General features: G+C 68.7%; 13 protein-coding genes. 9 read left to right on the top strand and 4 right to left on the bottom strand.

What is annotated here, in order from left to right; genetic code table 11:
• Window positions 1–29 precede the first annotated feature (29 nt).
• Together HUW46_RS33140 and HUW46_RS33135 are read left to right on the top strand one after the other, a co-directional pair.
• Entirely contained in the window at window positions 30–896 is an 867-nt protein-coding gene (locus HUW46_RS33140; protein ID WP_215542687.1) for a patatin-like phospholipase family protein, read from the top strand.
• Between the two features lie 115 nt (window positions 897–1011).
• The gene (locus tag HUW46_RS33135; protein ID WP_215542686.1) at window positions 1012–2229 is read left to right on the top strand and encodes a L,D-transpeptidase; all 1218 of its coding nucleotides are present in this window, start codon (window positions 1012–1014) and stop codon (window positions 2227–2229) included.
• Window positions 2230–2292: 63 nt separating this feature from the next.
• On the opposite strand, the gene HUW46_RS33130 is transcribed toward HUW46_RS33135, so the two are convergent.
• Window positions 2293–2853, bottom strand: coding sequence for a dihydrofolate reductase family protein (locus HUW46_RS33130; protein ID WP_215542685.1), 561 nt, complete (start codon window positions 2851–2853; stop codon window positions 2293–2295).
• Window positions 2854–2976: 123 nt separating this feature from the next.
• Here HUW46_RS33130 and HUW46_RS33125 point away from each other — a divergent pair, with 123 nt between their 5' ends.
• The 5 genes from HUW46_RS33125 to HUW46_RS33105 are packed head-to-tail and all read left to right on the top strand — an operon-like array spanning window position 2977 to window position 6757.
• The gene (locus tag HUW46_RS33125; RefSeq protein WP_215542684.1) at window positions 2977–3246 is read left to right on the top strand and encodes a hypothetical protein; all 270 of its coding nucleotides are present in this window, start codon (window positions 2977–2979) and stop codon (window positions 3244–3246) included.
• Window positions 3247–3258: 12 nt separating this feature from the next.
• The gene (locus HUW46_RS33120; protein ID WP_215542683.1) at window positions 3259–4662 is read left to right on the top strand and encodes a sensor histidine kinase; all 1404 of its coding nucleotides are present in this window, start codon (window positions 3259–3261) and stop codon (window positions 4660–4662) included.
• Complete coding sequence (locus HUW46_RS33115) at window positions 4659–5321, top strand: response regulator transcription factor (protein WP_215542682.1); 663 nt, start codon at window positions 4659–4661, stop codon at window positions 5319–5321. The genes HUW46_RS33120 and HUW46_RS33115 overlap by 4 nt, the downstream gene beginning before the upstream one ends.
• Window positions 5322–5378: 57 nt before the next feature.
• Window positions 5379–5960 carry a DUF4956 domain-containing protein gene (locus tag HUW46_RS33110; protein WP_215542681.1) on the top strand — a complete coding sequence of 194 codons (582 nt, stop codon included), beginning with the start codon at window positions 5379–5381 and terminating at the stop codon, window positions 5958–5960.
• The gene (locus HUW46_RS33105; protein ID WP_215542680.1) at window positions 5957–6757 is read left to right on the top strand and encodes a polyphosphate polymerase domain-containing protein; all 801 of its coding nucleotides are present in this window, start codon (window positions 5957–5959) and stop codon (window positions 6755–6757) included. Before HUW46_RS33110 ends, HUW46_RS33105 begins: the two co-directional genes overlap by 4 nt.
• Here the strand turns inward: HUW46_RS33105 and HUW46_RS33100 are convergent.
• Window positions 6726–7910, bottom strand: coding sequence for a low temperature requirement protein A (locus tag HUW46_RS33100; protein ID WP_215542679.1), 1185 nt, complete (start codon window positions 7908–7910; stop codon window positions 6726–6728). The genes HUW46_RS33105 and HUW46_RS33100 overlap by 32 nt on opposite strands.
• A gap of 183 nt (window positions 7911–8093) precedes the next feature.
• Here HUW46_RS33100 and HUW46_RS33095 point away from each other — a divergent pair, with 183 nt between their 5' ends.
• Entirely contained in the window at window positions 8094–8843 is a 750-nt protein-coding gene (locus HUW46_RS33095; RefSeq protein WP_215542678.1) for an SDR family oxidoreductase, read from the top strand.
• A gap of 39 nt (window positions 8844–8882) precedes the next feature.
• Entirely contained in the window at window positions 8883–9815 is a 933-nt protein-coding gene (locus HUW46_RS33090) for a LysR family transcriptional regulator (protein WP_215542677.1), read from the top strand.
• Between the two features lie 334 nt (window positions 9816–10149).
• On the opposite strand, the gene HUW46_RS33085 is transcribed toward HUW46_RS33090, so the two are convergent.
• Window positions 10150–11583 carry an MFS transporter gene (locus HUW46_RS33085; protein ID WP_215550256.1) on the bottom strand — a complete coding sequence of 478 codons (1434 nt, stop codon included), beginning with the start codon at window positions 11581–11583 and terminating at the stop codon, window positions 10150–10152.
• 121 nt (window positions 11584–11704) lie between these two features.
• Window positions 11705–15268 (bottom strand): DNA polymerase III subunit alpha, encoded by a 3564-nt coding sequence (gene dnaE, locus HUW46_RS33080; RefSeq protein WP_215542676.1) that lies wholly within the window; start codon window positions 15266–15268, stop codon window positions 11705–11707.

The raw sequence follows: 15268 nt of genomic DNA, 5'->3' as shown, positions 1-15268 counted from the left end.
TCGGGTGGGCGCCGGTTAGGTTTCCGGGTATGGGTGAGTTGGTGCTTCCGCGTCCGGTCGGGTTCGTGCTGGGCGGGGGTGGCAGCCTCGGCGCGATGCAGGTCGGCATGCTCCGTGCGCTGACCGAACACGGGGTGGCGCCGGATCTCGTGGTGGGTACGTCCGTCGGCTCGCTCAACGGCGCCGTGCTCGCGCTCGGCGAGGGCGATCCGCTCGCCAGGCTCGAACGGATCTGGGCGCACATGACCAAGAGCGAGGCGTTCCCCGGCGGTGTGCTGAGCCAGGTGCGGACGTTGCGGCACAGCAAGACGAACCTCTTCCCCAACACCGGTCTCGCCGCGATCGTCGCCGAGCACGTCGGCGCGGACACCGCCTTCGACGACCTCACGCTGCCGCTCGGCGTGGTCACCACCGACGTCGACACCGCGGAACCGCTTCTGCTGCGCTCGGGCCCGCTGCTCTCGCCGTTGCTGGCGAGCTGCGCCATTCCGGGCATCTTCCCGCCGGTCCAGCACGACGGGAAGACGCTCTACGACGGCGGGCTGGTGGCGAACGTGCCGATGCGCCAAGCACTTTCGATGGGCGCGAAGTCGCTCGTGGTGCTGGACTGCGCGTTCCCCGGCAAGCTGCCGTCCGCACCGAAGACCTTCGCCGAGGTGATGATGTTCACCGCGATGATCAGCATGCGCAACCAGGCCGTGCTGGAGGCGCCCGTCGCGGCGGCTGAAGTGCCCGTGGTGTACCTGCCGGGGCCGGCGCCGATCCGGTTGAGCCCGCTCGACTTCACCCGGACGGACCAGCTTTCGGCCGCCGCGTACGAGGCCGCTTCCGCTTACCTGGCCGGGATCAGCGTCGACGGCGCCGGGCTCTATGGTGGACCCGGCCTGGTGGCGTGACCCACGCCACTACCGCACAACATTCCGGACGCGGCGGCGTCTTCCTCATCGCGTACTTTTGATGACGATGCCCGCTCACCTGATTTTCCCACTGACACTTTCAAAAAGAGACCACATGTTCGCAAAGAAGACTTTACTTTCCGGCCGCGGCGCCATTCTCGGGCTCTTGCTCGCCGCGCTGACGTTGTCCGCGTGCAGTTCCGGCGACGACAAGGGCGGCGGTTCGCCCGGCGCCTCGAACAACGGCGGTGATTCCGGCGATTCCCCGGTCTCCATCACGATCGATCCGGCGAACGGGACCGACCTGAACCCGGCGAAGCCGATCACCGTGAAGGCGGCCAACGGCACGCTCGCCGACGTGACCGTGTCGAACACGGCGAAGAACAAACCGGTCAAGGGAGACTTCTCCGCCGACAAGACGAGCTGGACCACCTCCGAGCCGCTCGGGTACGGCAGCACGTACCAGATCGTCGCGCATGCCAATGACGGCAAGGGAAAGACCGCGGAGCAGCAGGGCAAGATCAGCACGCTGTCCCCCCGCCAGCAGGCGAACCCCAACCTGATCCCGGCACCGGGCGCGGTGGCGCAGACCGGGGTCGGCGTCGGCCAGCCCATCGTGTTCAGCTTCGGCCAGCCGGTGAAGAACAAGGCCGAGGTGGAAAAGCACCTTTCGGTCGAATCGACGCCGAAGCAGGACGGCGGCTGGTACTGGATCGACGACAAGAACGTCCACTACCGCCCCAAGGAGTACTGGAAGGCGGGCACCCAGCTCAAGGTGTCGGCGAAGATCTATGGCGTCGACTTCGGGAACGGCGTCTACGGCGCGACGGACCGCACCGAGAGCTACAAGGTGCACGATTCCTGGGTCGCCAAGGCCGACGGCGGCACCGAGCAGATGCAGATCTTCCACAATGGACAGATGGTGAAGTCCATGGACATCTCCATGGGCAAGGACGCGACCCCGACGCACCTCGGTCCGCACGTCATCTCCGACAAGCACGAGAACTACACGATGGACTCGTGCACCTACGGCGTGTGCCAGGGCCAGCCCGGCTACTACAAGTCCAACGAGAAGTGGTCGCAGCGGATCTCGAACGACGGCGAGTTCGTCCACGAGAACCCGAACAGCGTCGGCCAGCAGGGCAGTTCGAACGTCTCGCACGGGTGCATCAACCTCAACGACGCGAACGCCAAGTGGTTCTACCAGAACCTCGGCCTCGGCGACGTCGTCGAGGTGACCAACTCCGGCGGCCCGCAGCTGCCGGTGTGGGACCTCTACGGCGACTGGTCCGTGCCATGGGACAAGTGGCAGGCGGGCAGCGCCATCAAGTAGTCACGGCCACCACGACGGCGGGCACGGATCTTCGGATCCGCGCCCGCCGTTTCTCGTTCCGGGTCAACGGTTCCGGTAGGTCAACGCGGTCACGCCGGAAGCCAGCGCTTTCGCGGAGACGAGCGTCAGGCGCGCCTGCTCGGTCCCTTCGGGGAACAGCCTCTTCCCGCCGCCGAGTACCAGGGGGAAGACCGAGATCCGGAACTCGTCCACCAGGTCGTGCCGCAGCAGCGTCCGCACCAGCGTGGCGCTGCCGTACACCACGATGTCCTTGCCCTGCTGCCGTTTCAGCGCGGCGATCGCGTCCGCGGCCTCCCCTTCGAGGACGCGCGCGTTCCAGTCGAGCGGCCCCGCCAAGGTCGTCGAGACGACGAGCTTGGACATCGCGTTCAGGCGTTCCGCGTACTCGCCGGTGTTGGCCGACCACGCCTTCGACAGGATCTCGTAGGTCACCCTGCCGGTGAGGAAGGTGTCGCAGGTCGCCAGCTCGTCGATCGCCGACCGCCGCGCCTCGTCGTCGAAGAACGGGAGCGACCATCCCCCGTCCTGGCGCTCGCCGAACCCGCCGGGGTCCTCCACGACGCCGTCGAGGGTCATGAACGCCGCCACCTTGAGCTTCCGCATCGGAGTGTCCTTTCCGCGATTCGTACACCGGTTGAGACCAGGACACCGCCGCAAAGGAATCGGATGAGAGCCTTCTCATCCGATCCTCATCCCGGCCTCACCCGCCTCGGACATCGTGGGGCCATGCGCGCCAGGGTCACCGTCCTCGTCGGCACGGCCGCCGTACTCGTGGCGGCGGCCGCGATCGTGGTCGTCCGCGCGCTGCCCGCGAGCCCCAGTCCCCCGCTCGGGCCGCCGGTGGTGGCGCCCGCGGTCGCGCCGTCGACCACCGCGGTCCCGCCGGGCGGCGCGGCGCCCGTCCCGGTGCCGCCCCGGGTGGCCGGTACCGATGCCGACCCGGATGATGACAGCGAATCGGACGAACCCGACGACGACGGAGACTTCGATGACTGACGCGGGACGACCGTGAGTGCGAGGGCCCGCATTCTGGGCTGGGTCCTGCTGGTCGTCCTGCTCGCGCTCGCGGGCGCGCTCGTGGCCACGCACGCGGTGCTCCGCGGTCAGCTCGACCACCGTCTCGACGGCGAGATCTTCCACGAGACGGGGAAGTTCCGCGCCTACCTGACCTCGGCCGACGCGATGACGCCCGGCGCGCCGAACACGGTCGACACCCTGCTCGCGCGCTACCTCGAACGGAACCTGCCGGAGAAGTACGAGACGTTCTTCTCCATCGTCGACGGCGCTGCGGCTAAGCGGAGCGCGGCCGACGCGCCGGCGCGGCTCGACGGCGACCGCGCGCTGGTCGCCGAGCTGGCCAAGGCGACCGTGCCCGCGTACGGGACGGTCGAAACGGCGGTCGGCTCGGCGCGCTACGGCGTCGTTCCCGTTACGGTGCAAGGAGATCCGCGGCGGGGCGCGCTGGTGATCGTCGAGTTCGTCGACCACGCCGCCGGCGAGATCGACGACGTGATCCGCGTGATGGCGGCGATGTCGGCGGCGGCGCTGCTGGTGGCCGGGCTGGTCGGCTGGCTGGCGGCGGGGCGGATCCTCGCGCCGGTGCGGGAAATGCGGCTCGCGGCGGAGCAGATCAGCGAATCCGATCTCACCCGGCGCATCGACGTGCGCGGCTCCGATGACGTCGCGGCGCTCGGCAGGACGTTCAACACCATGCTCGACCGGCTGGAGCGGGCGTTCGCGGACCAGCGGGAGTTCATCGACGACGCGGGCCACGAACTGCGGACCCCGATCACCATCGTGCGCGGCCATCTCGAGCTGATGGGCGACGATCCCGCCGACCGGCGCGCGACCACCGCGCTGGTGCTCGACGAGCTCGGCCGGATGCAGCGGATCGTCGACGACCTGCTGGTGCTGGCGAAGTCGGGGCGCCCCGACTTCCTCGTGCCCGAACGCGTCGACCTCGCCGATCTCACCGTCGAAACCTTCACCAAGGCGCGCCCGCTCGCCGACCGGCAGTGGCGGCTCGACGGCGTCGCCGAGGTCGTGGTGCGCGCCGACGGGCAGCGGCTGGCGCAGGCGCTGCTGCAGCTCGTGTCCAACGCGGTCCGGCACACGCGGCCGGACCAGGAGATCGCGCTCGGCTCGTCGGCGGCAGGGGGCACCGCGCGGATCTGGGTCCGCGACACCGGCGAAGGCGTGCCGCCGGATTCGCGTGCGAGGATCTTCGAGCGGTTCAAACGGGGCAGCAACGCCCGCGACGAAGACGGATCGGGGCTCGGGCTGCCGATCGTGGTGGCGATCGCCGAGGCGCACGGCGGGCAGGTGGTGCTCGACAGCACACCGGGTGATGGCGCGTTGTTCACCATCGAGCTGCCGATATCCGAACGAGCGCCGCAGGAGGCCCCGCGATGACCAGCATCCTGGTGGTGGAAGACTCGGCACGGCTCGGCGCCTTCGTCGAGAAAGGCTTGCGGGCACACGGTTTCACCACCCAATGGGCCCGCACCGGCGCGACGGGGCTGGCCGAAGCGCTGACCGGCGCCCACGATCTCGTCGTGCTCGATCTCGGCCTCCCCGATCTCGACGGCACGGATCTCCTCCGCGCGCTGCGCGCGGCCGGGCGCACGACACCGGTGGTCATCCTGACCGCGCGCGACAGCGTGGTCGACCGGATCGCCGGGCTTTCCGGCGGCGCGGACGACTACCTGTCCAAGCCGTTCGCCTTCGAGGAACTGCTCGCCAGGATCCGGCTCCGGCTGCGCGATCGCGCCGACGCCGAACCCGCGCTGCTCAAGGCTGGCGAGCTGAGCCTGAACCTGCACACCCGCCGCGCGTCGGTCGGCGGCGCCGAGGTCGACCTCACCGCGCGCGAGTTCGCGCTGCTGGAAACGCTCATCCGCAACCGTGGCCATGTGCTGTCCCGCGAGCAGCTGCTGAACAGCGTGTGGGGGTTCGACTTCGACCCCGGCTCGAACGTCGTCGACGTCTACATCCGGTACCTGCGCCGCAAGGTCGGCGCGGACCGCATCGAAACCGTGCGCGGGATGGGATACCGGCTCCTGGCCGGATGAAAGCTCTCTCACGCACGTCTCACGGGTGTCTCGCCGTGGCGGCCCAAGGTGGGACGCATGACCACGACACTGCTCCACCTCGCCGCCGACCTCGTCACGATGGTCGTGCTCGCCTACGGCATCTACGCCAGGCGCCACCACCGGCGCGATCTCGCCTGCGCCTATCTCGCGCTGAGCCTCGGCGTCTGCGTCGCCGTTTCGCTGCTGCTGTCGATCTCGTCCGCCAGCGCGCTCGGCCTCGGCCTGTTCGGGGTGCTCTCGATCATCCGGCTGCGCTCCGATTCGATCACCCAGCAGGAGGTGGCGTACTACTTCGTGGCCCTCGTCGTCGGCCTCGTCAACGGCGTCCCGTCGGCGGACTGGCGGCTGGTCGCGGTGTTCGACGTGCTGCTGCCCGCCGTGCTGTACCTCACGGACCACCCGTCGGCGACGGCCGCCACCACGCGGTGCACCGTGGTGCTCGAAATGGCCGTGACCGACGACCGCGCGCTCGTCGCCGAGTTGCAGCACCGACTCGGCGGCACCGTGGTGCGCCACAGCGTGTCCGAAGTGGACTACGTCAGGGAGGTCACGGTCGTCGACGTGCGGCTGCGCCCGCACCCCGCGCCGGACCGCCGTCCGATCGCGGGCGTCCGATGAGCGAGGACCGCGCGACCGCGCTCGTGGGCACCGTGGCCGCGACGCTGCCCGGTATTTCCCTGCCCGAGGTGCTGGACACGACCGGCCTGATGAGCAGGGTCGACCGCAAGTTCGTCGTCGGCCACGCGGATTTCCTGTCCTTTGTAGACGGTATCGGGGGCCTGCTGGCGCTCGACATCGACGGCAGGCGCTCGTTCGGCTACTCCTCCACCTACTTCGACACCCCCGGCCTCGCCGTCTACCACGCGCACCGGCAAGGGCGCAGGCGCCGCTACAAGATCAGGACCAGGACCTACGTCGACACCGCGGACACCTTCTGCGAGCTGAAGCTCAGCGGGCGCCGCGAAATGACGGTCAAGCGCCGCCGTCCCCATCCGCCCGGCGAGGCGAACGCGATGACGGCGGACTCGTTCGCCTTCCTCGACCGCGAACTCGGCACCCGGTTCGGCCTGCCCGCACCGCGCCCGCTCGCCGCGTCGCTGGTGACCGACTACCGCAGGACCACGCTGGTCACCGCCGACCGGCTCACCAGGATCACCTGCGACACGAGCCTGCTCTGGTCCCGCGGGCCGATGACGCGGCGCGCCGCGCAGGGCCTGGTGCTGCTGGAGGTCAAGTCGGCCACCGGGGCGGCACTCGCGCTGAAACGGCTTCGCCTGCGGGAAACCGGGCTCAGCAAGTACTGCGCGGGGCTGGTCGCGCTCGGCGCGGCGCCGGGCGGCAACCGCTGGCTGCCCGCCCTGCGCGGCATCGGCGCGGCGCCGGTCACTCGACCGGGTGCCCCCTGGTGGCGATGACGGTGACCGCGACCAGCACGGCGGTGATCCCCGCCGCGAAGTGCACCGGCGCCGGGGAAAACGACGACGCCAGCACGAGCACGGCCGCGGCGGGGAACCCGATCGCGATCGGGCGGCACGCGTTCGACGGGCCGATGTGCAGCAGCCACACGAAGAACAGGAACACCGCCACCGGCACGGTGATCGCCATCCCGGCGGGCAGCGACGAAAGCGCGGTCTGGTGCGCGTCGTAGTCGACGGCCACCTCCATCCCGGCACCGAGCGCGGCGGCCGAGGCGAAGATCAGGAAGTGCCCGTAGCCCCAGGCGATCGCGGTGCGGAACGAGCCGAGCCGCTTGTGCCCCGGCTGGTCGAAGTACAGCCACCACAAGGAAAACACCAGCACGAGCCCCGCGACGGCGAGCGAAATGAGCCCGCCGAGGTGCTGCCCGTCCTCGATGCCGTGCTGGATCGCCGCGCTCGCCCCGATCACGGTCTCGCCGAGCACGATGATGGTGAACAGGCCGTACCGCTCGGCGATGTGGTGCCGGTTCCAGGTGGTACCGACGGCCTGCTCCGCCCAGATCGGCACCAGGCACTCGAACACGAACAGCACGAAGAACGAGGGCAGCAGCCAGTCGTGGGGCAGCGCCAGCCTGGCGATCCAGAGGATCTGCACCGCCACGATGCCGCCGGCGTAGCGCAGGCAGGTCGGCCGCCGCATCCGGTCGGTCCGCGCCGCGCGCAGCCACTGCGTGACCCCGGCGAGCCGCATCAGCACGTACCCGATCACGATGACCGTGAAGTCCTCGCGCTCGAACGCGCGGGGCACCCCGGCCGCGATCACCAGCCCGCCCGCGATCTGCACGAGCACCGCGAGCCGGTACGGCACGTCGTCGGTGTCGAAGGTGGTGGCGAACCAGCTGAACTGGAACCACGCCCACCAGACGGCGTAGAACACCATCAGGAAGCTCAGCACACCGTGTCCGATGTGGCCGGACGAAAGCGCGTGGTGCAGCGCCGAGGCCATCTGCCCGACGGCGACCACGAAACACAGGTCGAACAGCAGCTCCAGGGTGGTCGCCACCCGGTGCTGCTCGTGCTCACCCCTGGCCACCATCGGCCGGTACCAGACCCGGATCCGGGTGCCGGAGGGGGCGGGTTGCTCGGACATCACCGCTCCTCGTCTGCGATCTTCACACGGTCGGGGACCATCCCAGCACGTCGCGGCAAGATCAGCGAGCGGGGCGCCACAAAGGTCGCTTGTGCCCGCGGACAGGAAAGTTCTGTTGGCGCGCGGCGGCGGTCGCGGCCGAGGGTGGGAGGAGAACGCAAGTCCACCCACGGAAGGGAACCCATGGCCGACCTCGACGGCAAAGTGATCATCATCGGCGGCGCTTCGCGCAACCTCGGCGGCCTGCTCGCCAGGACGGTGGGCGCGCGAGGGGCGAAGGTCGTCGTGCACCACAACAGCGACAGCTCCGCCGCGCAGGCGAAGGACACCGCGGCGGCCGTGCGCGAAGCGGGCGGTGAATCCCTTGTGCACCAAGCGGATCTGACCGCGGTCGCCGGTGTCGAAGGCCTGTTCGCGGCGGCGCGCGAGCGGTTCGGCGCACCGTACGCGGCGGTCAACACCGCGGGCATGGTGCTCAAGAAGCCGGTGACCGAGGTCACCGAGGACGAGTACGACCGGATGTTCGCGGTCAACAGCAAGGCCGCCTACTTCTTCCTCCGCGAGGCGGCGAAGGAGGTCACCGACGGCGGGAAGATCATCACGATTCTCACCTCGTTGCTGGCCGCCTACACCGGGCTGTACTCGGTCTACGCGGGCAGCAAGGCGCCCGTGGAGCACTTCACGCGCGCGCTGTCGAAGGAACTGTTCGGCCGCAACGTCTCCGTCAACGCGGTGGCGCCGGGGCCGATGGACACCCCGTTCTTCTACCCTGCCGAAACCGACGAATCCGTCGCCTTCCACAAGTCCTCGGCGATGAACGGGGACCTGACGAAGATCGAGGACATCGTGCCCTGGCTGGAGTTCCTGCTCACCGACGGCTGGTGGGCCAACGGGCAGACGATCTTCCTCAACGGCGGCTACACGACCCGGTAGGGGGATGCCGGTGCCGTTACCAGCGGGGAGACTGCTGCGGTGGAGCTGAACCTACGGCTGGTGCAGACGTTGCTCGCGGTCGCCGACGAAGGGTCGATGACGCGCGCGGCCGGCCGGCTCAACCTCACGCAGCAGGCGGTGAGCGGGCAGATCCGCCAGCTCGAACGGACCGCGCGCGCGACCCTGCTCGTCCGCACTTCGCGCGGGGTCGCGCTCACCCCGGCGGGCAAGGTGATCGCCGCGCGCGGGGAGGACCTGCTCGCCGCGGCCGAGGACATGCTCGCCGAGATCGGTTCGGTGGAGGCGGGCGTGCGCGGCTCGCTGCGGATCGCGTTCAAGGCGCAGAGCACAGCGCACTTCATCCCGGACGTGCTCGCCGCGCTGCGCGCCGAAGCACCCGGCATCACCGTCGACCTGGTGTCGGTGAGCAGCCTGTCCGAGGAGGTCGAACTGCTCGCGCTCGGCGACGCGGACGCCGCGTTCCTCTGGCTGCCCGCGGGCGACGACCGGCTCACCGCCGCCCGCATCCTGCGCGAACCCGCCGTCGTCGCGGTGCCGACGAATCACCGGCTGGCAGGCGAAACCGCGATCGGGCTCGCCGAGCTCGCCGGTGAGCCGGTGGTCGGGCCGCACGACTCGATCCCGGCCGAGGTGCGGGCGCGCTGGGCGGTCGACCCGCGCCCCGACGGTAGCGAAGTCCACTATGGACCGTCGGCGAGAACGCCGGAGGAGTGCCTGATCCAGGTGGCGAGCGGACGCGGTGTCTGGCTGGCACCCGCCTCCACCGCGAGCTATTTCACGAAACCCGTGCTGTCGTGGGTGGAAGTCTCCGACGCGCCGCCGTTCGACCTCGCGCTCGCGTGGACGAAGGGACAGACCACGGGGCTGATCGAGCGGTTCCTGCACGCGTGCCGCCGGTTCGCCACCGGAAGCTCAGGTGGGCCCGGTTCCCCCTCGTCCGGGCCCACCTGAGCAGGCGCCTTCGCTGTCACCTCAACCACTCGGCCCCTTCAGCGATGCCGCCGCACGGTCCCCCGCGGACGCCGACGGCCCTCAGCTGAAGGTCACCCTGAGTGTCCGAACAAGGCCTGGGGCCCCCTGGACTCGGGTGCGTCCGGCGCGACGCCCCATCCCCGAACTTCGCCGCCGGATTGCCACTGTAGGTAGTTGATTTTCCACCAACGAGGCGACATTAGGTCTACCCGGTTGCTCTAAGTAGCGCCAGACCAATACGACGAGCATCACTCAGATGGAGCAACACTTGTCGCATAGCGTAATAAGACAGGGCCACCGGGGTGAAGATCCGTCAGCTTCGCTGGACGTCCGCCGACGAGCACTCGGCATCGCGCCGTTCTCGTTCCTCTTTGGACAACGGCGTTGTCTGATTCCGGCGCGCCCGGAGTTCGAGCACTGCCAAGCACAATGCGACAAGCACGAGCGCGATCGCGCACAGCATCGAGACCGACAACGCGAGCGGATACCGCTCGGCCGCAGAGTCCGAGGCGCCCACCACCGCGTGGAACACCGACGCGAGCACCGCCGTGCCGATCGCGGTGCCGATCCGCTGGCCGGTCTGCAACGCACCGCCCGCGACGCCCGCCATCGCGGTCGGCACGCTTTCCAGGGTCAGCGTGGTGTTCGGGGAGATCACCATGCCGCCGCCGATTCCGGCCACCAGCAACGGAAACGCGACGGCGAGGCCGGTCGCCGACGGGGTGGCGAGCTGGACGATCCCCGCTACGCCACCGAGCCCGAGCACGACCAGCGCCAGCCCGGAGACCGTGATCCGGCGGCCCCAGCGCGGCACCAGCCGCCCCGCGATCGCCGCCGAGACCGAGGAGCCCAGTGCGAACGAAGTCACCGCCAGCCCCGACTGCAGCGCCGTATATCCCAGGCCCTGCTGGAAGAACGTGGAGAAGACGAGCCAGATCCCGGCGAACCCGCAGAAGTAGATCGACCCGAGCGCGGCACCGGAGGAGTACCCGGGCGTGGTGGTGAACAGCCGCGTGTCGAGCAGCGGGGAACGGTTGCGGCGCACGGTGTGCCGCTCCCAGCGGACGAACGCGAACCCGAACACCGCGGCGGCAGGGAACAGCCACCACAGCTTCGCCAGCCCGCCCTGTTCGGACTGGACGAGCGGGAGCAGCACGCACAGCACGGCGGCACCGAGCAGGACGACGCCCGCGAAGTCGATCTCGGACCGCAGCGAGCGTTCGCGGCGCGGCGCCTTCGGGAGCAGCCGCCACGCGAGCGCGAAGGCGAACGCGCCGATGGGCACGTTGACGAAGAAGATCCAGCGCCACCCGTCGGGTTCGCCGAACACCGAGATGATCACCCCGCCGAGCACCGGCCCGACCGCGGTGGAAATCCCCACCACGGCGCCGAACAGGCCGAACGCCTTGCCGCGTTCCGGGCCGCGGAACAGGTCCTGGACGAGCCCGGTGTTCTGCGGCGTGAGCATGCCAGCCGCGCAGCCCTGCAGCAGGCGTGCGAGCACGATCATCAGCTCGTTCGGCGCCGCGCCCGCGAGCGCGCTGGTGGCCACGAACGCGCTCAGCGCGATCAGGAACATCCGCCGCCTGCCGAGGGTGTCGCCGAGCCGCCCGCCGGAGACCAGCACGAGCCCGAACGTCAGCGCGTACCCGGACACCACCCACTGCACGCCGCCGGTGCTCAGGCCGATCCCCTGCTGGATCGACGGCAGCGCCACGTTGACGATGCTGACGTCGAGCAGGCCCATGAACCCCGCGGTCAAGGTGACCGCGAGCGCTTTCCAGCGTCGCGGATCGGGCTGGTAGGGCTCGGTTGTGGTCACCAGTCCATCGTGACCCGTTCCGGCGCGCGAAGCACGCCGAAGCCGATCATGTGCCCGCGGTGATCCCCGGAATGCTCTTCAGCTCGCCCATCAGCATCGAGGTCACCTTGACCGGGTAATCGTAGAGCGCGAACACGGTCTGCCGCTTCGCCCCCATCAGCTTGAGGTGCACCGGGGTGTCCCCCTTGTGCGCCTGCAGCGTCGACTTCAGCTCGCCCACGACGCTGCGGTCGAGCCGCTCGGCCGCGGCGAGCAGGATCAGCGGTGGCTCCTCCTCGCCGATGGCGGCGTCGGAGAGGTCGAGTGGGACGAGTCCGCCGCCGAAGATGGACATTTTGTCTTCGCGCCAGTTGACGCGGCCTTTGGCGAGGACGGCGTTGTCTTCGACGAGGTCGGCGGCGAACAGGACGTAGGAGCGGGGGAAGAACAGGACTTCGAGCGAGGCGTCCATGTCTTCGATGGTGCAGATGGCCCAGGGTTCGCCTTTTTTGTTGACGCGGCGTTCGAGGGAGGTGATGAGGCCGGAGATGACGACCTCGCCTTCCTTGGGCGGGTCGGCCAGGATGGCGGCGATGGGGCGGGGTGCGTGTTTGCGCAGGATGCGTTCGGCGCCGTCGAGGGGGTGGGCGGAGACGTAGAGGCCGAGCATTTCGCGTTCGTAGGCGAGCAGCTGCTTGCGCGGGTACTCCTCTTCGCCGAACTTCAGGTGCGCCAGCGGTGAGGAGGATTCCTCGGCGGGGGTGTCGTCTCCGCCGCCGAAGAGGTCGAACTGGCCCATGGCCTGCTGGCGTTTGAGCGGGACGACGGCTTCCACGGCGTCTTCGTGGACTTGGATCATGGACAGGCGGGTGTTGCCGAGTGAGTCGAAGCCGCCGGCTTTGATCAGGGATTCGATGACGCGTTTGTTGCAGGCCAGTAGTTCGGACTTGTCGAGGAAGTCGGTGAAGGAGGAGTACTTCCCTTTTTCCTGGCGGGTCTTGATGATGGATTCGACGACGTTGGCGCCGACGTTGCGGACCGCGCCCATGCCGAAGCGGATGTCGTCGCCGACCGCGGCGAAGCGCATGGCGGACTCGTTGACGTCCGGCGGCAGCACCTTGATCCCGAGCCTGCGGCACTCCGAGAGGTAGATCGCCGACTTGTCCTTGTTGTCCCCCACCGAAGTCAGCAACGCGGCCATGTACTCCGCGGTGTAGTTCGCCTTCAGGTACGCGGTCCAGTACGACACCAGGCCGTACGCGGCCGCGTGGCTCTTGTTGAACGCGTACCCGGCGAACGGGAGAATCGTGTCCCACAGCGCCTTGATCGACTCGTCGGAGAAGCCGTTGGACTTCATCCCGGCGTGGAAGCCCTCGAACTCCTTCTCGAGGACTTCGGCCTTCTTCTTGCCCATCGCGCGGCGGAGCACGTCCGCGCGGCCCATCGAGTACCCGGCCACCTTCTGGCCGATGTGCATGATCTGCTCCTGGTAGACGATCAGGCCGTAGGTGTCGGCCAGGATCTCCTTCAGGGGCTCCTCGAGCTCGGGGTGGATCGGCTTGACCTTCTGCCGCGCGTTCTTGCGGTCGGCGTAGTCGTTGTGCGCGTTCATGCCCATCGGGCCGGGGCGGTACAGCGCGCCCACCGCCACGATGTCGTCGAACAGGGTCGGCTGCATGCGGCGCAGCAGGTCCCGCATCGGCCCGCCGTCGAGCTGGAACACGCCGAGGGTGTCACCGCGCGCGAGCAGCTTGTAGGTCTCGGGATCGTCGACGCCGAGGGTGTCGAGGTCGATGTCGACGCCGCGGTTTTCCTTGATGTTGTCGATCGCGTCGCCGATGACGGTGAGGTTGCGCAGGCCGAGGAAGTCCATCTTCAGCAGGCCGATGGCCTCGCACGACGGGTAGTCCCAGCCGGTGATGATCGACCCGTCGTCGCGCTGCCACAACGGAATCGCGTCGGTCAGCGGTTCGCTGGACATGATCACCGCGCAGGCGTGCACGCCCGCGTTGCGGATCAGGCCCTCCAGGCCGCGCGCGGTGTCGAAGATCGTCTTGCACTCGTCGTCGGTCTCCACGAGCGTGCGGACCTCAGCGGCCTCGGCGTAGCGCTCGTGCTTCGAGTCGACGATCCCCGACAGCGGGATGTCCTTCGCCATGATGGGCGGCGGCAGCGCCTTGGAGATCTTGTCCGCGATCGCGTACCCCGGCTGTCCATAGTGGACGCGGGCGGAGTCCTTGATCGCCGCCTTGGTCTTAATGGTGCCGAACGTGATCACCTGGGCGACCTTGTCGACGCCGTACTTGTCGGTCGCGTAGCGGATCATCTCGCCGCGGCGGCGGTCGTCGAAGTCGATGTCGATGTCGGGCATCGAGACGCGCTCGGGGTTGAGGAACCGCTCGAACAGCAGCTTCTGCGGGATCGGGTCCAGGTTGGTGATACCGAGCACGTACGCGACCAGCGACCCGGCGGCGGACCCTCGGCCGGGGCCGACCCGGATGCCGACGCTGCGGGCGTAGTTGATGAGGTCGGCGACGATGAGGAAGTAGGCGGGGAAGCCCTTGCCGATGATGACGTCGAGCTCGACCTCGATGCGGTCGCGGTAGCCCTCGGGCTCGCCGTCGGGGAAGCGCCACTTGAGGCCGCGGTCGACCTCGGCGCGCAGCCAGGTGCCCTGGTCGTACCCCTCGGGGACCTCGAAGAAGGGCAGCCGGTCTTTGTGGGTGTAGACCTCTTCGTAGGACTCGACGCGTTCGGCGATCAGCAGGGTCGAGTCCGCCGCGCCCGGAACCTCCTTGTCCCAGTACTCCCGCATGTCCGCGGCCGACTTCAGGTAGTAACCGTCCCCGTCGAACTTGAACCGGTTCGGATCGTTGAGCGTCTTACCCGCCTGCACGCACAACAACGCCGAGTGCGTGTCCGCCTGATCCTTGGTCACATAATGCGAATCGTTCGTCGCCAAGGGCTTGAGGTCCAGGAGCCTGCCGATCTCCAGCAGCCCTTCCCGCACCGACCGCTCGATCGGCAACCCGTGATCCATCAACTCCAGGAAGAAGTTGTCCGGCCCGAAAATGTCCTTGTAGTCCGACGCCGCCTGCACCGCCGCGTCCTTCTGCCCCAGCCGCAACCGGGTCTGCACCTCACCCGACGGGCACCCCGTCGTCGCGATGATCCCCGCCGCGTTCTCCGCGATGATCTCCCGATCCATCCGCGGCTTCCGGTAATACCCCTGCATCGACGCCAGCGACGACAACTTGAACAAGTTCCGCAACCCCACCGGGTTCTCCGCCAGCATCGTCATATGCGTATACGCACCACCACCGGAGACGTCACCACCCTCACCGAACTCATCCGCACCACGCTGGCTCGACTGCCCCCAGAACACCGGCTTCTTGTGAAACCGCGACTCCGGCGCGACATACGCCTCGATCCCGATGATCGGCTTCAACCCATGCTTACGAGCCTGCTGATAGAACTCGTCCGCCCCGTACATGTTGCCGTGGTCGGTCATCCCCACCGCCGGCATCTCCAACCGCGCCGCCTCCGCGAACAACGGACCGATCTTCGCCGCACCATCGAGCATCGAATACTCGGTGTGCACATGCAGGTGGACGAAAGAATCGTTCGACAC

It is taken from the genome of Amycolatopsis sp. CA-230715 (assembly GCF_018736145.1).
Taxonomy (GTDB): Bacteria; Actinomycetota; Actinomycetes; order Mycobacteriales; family Pseudonocardiaceae; genus Amycolatopsis.
This window is presented reverse-complemented; position numbering and strand designations above follow the sequence as displayed.